We start from the raw sequence: 3,103 nt of genomic DNA, 5'->3' as shown, positions 1-3,103 counted from the left end.
ACGGCGCGCCGGTCGGCGGGGTCGGCGGACCGAACGACTGCGACGGTGTGCCCCCCGACGGGGGGCCCGACGGCGTGCCCCCGGAGGCCGCGTCCGTGCCGCCCGTCGGGGGCGGACCCGCCGGGGGCGCCAGGTGGTAACCGGTGGTCTCCGGGGCCCCGGAGACGGCTCCGGCCACGCCGGGTTCGGCGCGTTCCGGACCGTTCGGTCCGTAGCCGGCGGGCAGCGGTCCGATCTGGTCGAAGACCTCCACGGTGTCCCGCTCCTCGGCCTCCGGCAGCAACTCGGCGGCCGAGGCCAGTGCCTTCCGGGCGCCGTTGGCGGTGCGGAACCGGGCCTGCGGATCGGGCTGGAGCAGCGTGCCCAGCACCTGCCAGAGCACCTCGGGGACGCCCTCGGGGGCGTCCGGCATGCCACCGGCGTCCTCGTACTCGCCGTACAGACCGACCGAGTCGGGTTTCGTCCCGGTCAACAGGTAGAGGCCGACCAGGCCGACGGCGTACAGGTCGGCGGTGAAGTCGGGTTCGGCACCGCGCATCTGCTCCGGCGCGAAGTAACCCGGCGTGCCCAGGACCCAGTTGGTCTCGGTGAGGCGGGGCTCGCCCTTGCGCATCGAGATGCCGAAGTCGGACAGTCGCAGCCGGGGCCGGCCCCGGCCGGTGGGCTCGAGCAGGATGTTGGCCGGTTTGATGTCGCGGTGCACCACGCCCTCGTCGTGCACCGCCTGGAGGCCGGCGAGGAGCTGGTCCAACAGCGTGCAGACGAAGCGGGGCGGCAGCGCGCCGTAGTCGCCGATCAGGTGGGAGAGCGAACCGCCGGAGACCAGGTCCATGGTGAACAGGACCTTGTCGTCGTCGGCGGCCCAACTGGCGGGGGCCAGGACGTGCGGGTGGTCGATGCGCAGGGCCTGCTCGCGCACGAACCGCAGCAGGGTGTGGGCGTCCGACTGCTGGAGCACCTTGGCGGCCACGTATCGGCGGCGTCGGTGGTCCCAGGCGCGCCAGACGGCGCCCGCGCCGCCGCGCCCGATCGGGTCGATCAGCTCGTACCGTCCCGCGAAGATCTCGCCCATCGTGCCTTCGTCCGCTCGCTTCCCGTTCGCCGTCCCCGCCGGTGTGCCGCCGTGTGCCGCCGTGTGACGGCGCGCACCGGTGTTCGGTGGGGTTCGGGCCCTTCGCCCGGTGGATCCGGTTCGGCTCCCCGTGCGGGATTCCGCACGAAACCGCTCCAGCATAGGCAGTCGGGTCGGTTTCCGGCCGGCCTCCGCGGGTTGCGGTTCCGTCGCCGTCCCGTCCCGGTCCGGCACACGGGGCGGGCGCCGGAACCCCTCCCGTCCACCGGGACGCGGCGGCGGGGCGCTCCGGTTCCCCGCCGGGACGCACCGCCGGAACACCGGGGCGCGGGGCTCAGCCCTGGTGGCGCTCGTAGTGCTCGACGGCCTCCCGGGTCCGGGCGCTGCCGTAGACCCGCAGGAATTCGGCCAGCTCCGGATGGGTGTCGGCGAGCATCCGGGAGGCGCTCTGGATCTCGCCGGCGTCCGAGACCGAGCGCAGCAGCGCCTGGATCTCCCGCACGACGCGCTTGCTGGGGTTGGCGGGCACGCCCGTGCCGGTGGTCCGGGCGGTGGAGGAGGTGCCCAGGACGTTGCCGCCGGCGTCGCGCCGGATCTCCTCCATCGCGGCTGTCGCCTCCGCCGCGCTGACCCGGCCCGCCCGCACCTCGGCGGCCAGGTCCTGCAGGGCGCGCACGCGCTGGACGACGGCGGGATTGCCGATCTTGGCACGCTGACCGCTCATCAGCTGGGACAGCATCGGGGCGGACAGACCGAGCACCACGGCGAGCCGCGCCTGGTTGAGGCCGAGGTCGGTGATCAGGCGGCGGAACAGCGTGCCCAACGGCTCCCCGTACCAGGTGGTCTGCTGTTCGCGGGCCTTCTCCGCCGCCTCCTGCTGCGCTGTCTCCATCGCGTCTCCCCTGTCGGTCCCCGGTTCTCCCCTGGTGCCTTCACGCGAGCGAAGGTGCGCGTCATCCTACGGAGACGGAACGCCCGGGGCGATACCCGGTCGGAAACCGGGGCCCGCATTCGGTACCCTGGTGCGGTACGGGGCGTTAGCTCAGTTGGTAGAGCGCTGTCTTTGCATGGCAGATGTCAGGAGTTCGACTCTCCTACGCTCCACCGGCCCGGTGACCCGGACCGTGTGATCGATCGGCCCCCGGAGGGTTTCCCTCCGGGGGCCGTGGTCGTTCCGGAAGGCGCGGTGACGGGCCCGGGGACGGGCCGCGCGCCGATGCGTCCGCGAATCCGCGGGTCGCCGGGGCGCGGAACGCGACACGGAGGGCGTCCGGGATGTCCGGACCACGGCGTCCGCCCCGGGGCCCTCCGCATCGTCAGGACTCCGTCAGCTCCGACGGCGGGGTGCGCTCGGCCGACATCGGCTCCACCCGCTCCAACTCGCCCCACACGATGTACCGGTGGGTGGAGGTGAAGATCGGCGTGCAGGTGGTCAGGGTGATGTAGCGGCCGGGCTCGGTGGCCCCGGAACCCTCCGGGATCGGGTCCAGCACCCCGATGTCGTAGCGGGAGGTCTCCGGCAGGATCGAGAAGACCCGGTAGACGTACCAACTGTCCCTGGTCTCGAAGACGATCGGGTCGCCCTCGCGCATCTTGTGGATGTCGTGGAACTTCGCGCCGTGGCCGTCCCGGTGGGCGGCCAGCGAGAAGTTGCCCTCCTCGTCCCAGGGCATCGCCGACTCCACCGGGTGGTCGTAGTAGCCGGCCACCCCGCCGTTGAGGGTGGGCAGGTCGATGCCCTCCTTCACGAGGATCTCGTCCCCGCCCAGGGCGGGGACGTGGAGGAAGCCGATGCCGTCCTCGGGCCGGTAGACCCGGGGTTCGTCCGGGTCGGCGGGGTCCTCCGCGCCCCCGCCCGTCTCCCAGCTCTCGCGGACGGCGTCACCGGCGCGGTTGGCCTCCTGGTTGGCGACCACGTTGGTCCACCACAGGGAGTAGACGACGAAGAGACCGAGGAGGACGCCGGCGGTGATCATCAACTCGCCGAAGACACCGACGGCGTCCTCCTCGGTCTCTTCGTCGTCTACTCCC

The 3,103-nt window shown here is 72.8% G+C and carries 3 protein-coding genes and 1 tRNA gene; 1 reads left to right on the top strand and 3 read right to left on the bottom strand.

Annotated features, from left to right (window positions below):
- Both FNQ90_RS17620 and FNQ90_RS17615 read right to left on the bottom strand, forming a co-directional pair.
- Nucleotides 1-1,072: serine/threonine-protein kinase (locus FNQ90_RS17620; RefSeq protein WP_182607264.1), on the bottom strand; the 1,072-nt coding region annotated here is incomplete at its 3' end.
- A 334-nt stretch (nt 1,073-1,406) separates the two neighbouring features.
- Nucleotides 1,407-1,964, bottom strand: coding sequence for a helix-turn-helix domain-containing protein (locus tag FNQ90_RS17615; RefSeq protein ID WP_182607263.1), 558 nt, complete (start codon nt 1,962-1,964; stop codon nt 1,407-1,409).
- A 139-nt stretch (nt 1,965-2,103) separates the two neighbouring features.
- On the opposite strand from FNQ90_RS17615, the gene FNQ90_RS17610 reads away from it, so the two are divergent.
- Nucleotides 2,104-2,176, top strand: a tRNA-Ala gene (locus FNQ90_RS17610).
- A gap of 212 nt (nt 2,177-2,388) precedes the next feature.
- Here the strand turns inward: FNQ90_RS17610 and FNQ90_RS17605 are convergent.
- Nucleotides 2,389-3,048 carry a class E sortase gene (locus FNQ90_RS17605; protein WP_182607265.1) on the bottom strand — a complete coding sequence of 220 codons (660 nt, stop codon included), beginning with the start codon at nt 3,046-3,048 and terminating at the stop codon, nt 2,389-2,391.
- Nucleotides 3,049-3,103: the final 55 nt, after the last annotated feature.

Source organism: Streptomyces alkaliphilus, from assembly GCF_014141535.1.
Taxonomy (GTDB): Bacteria; Actinomycetota; Actinomycetes; order Streptomycetales; family Streptomycetaceae; genus Streptomyces; species Streptomyces alkaliphilus.
Note: the sequence above shows the minus strand (reverse complement) of the source record. Positions and strands in the feature narration are given on the sequence as shown.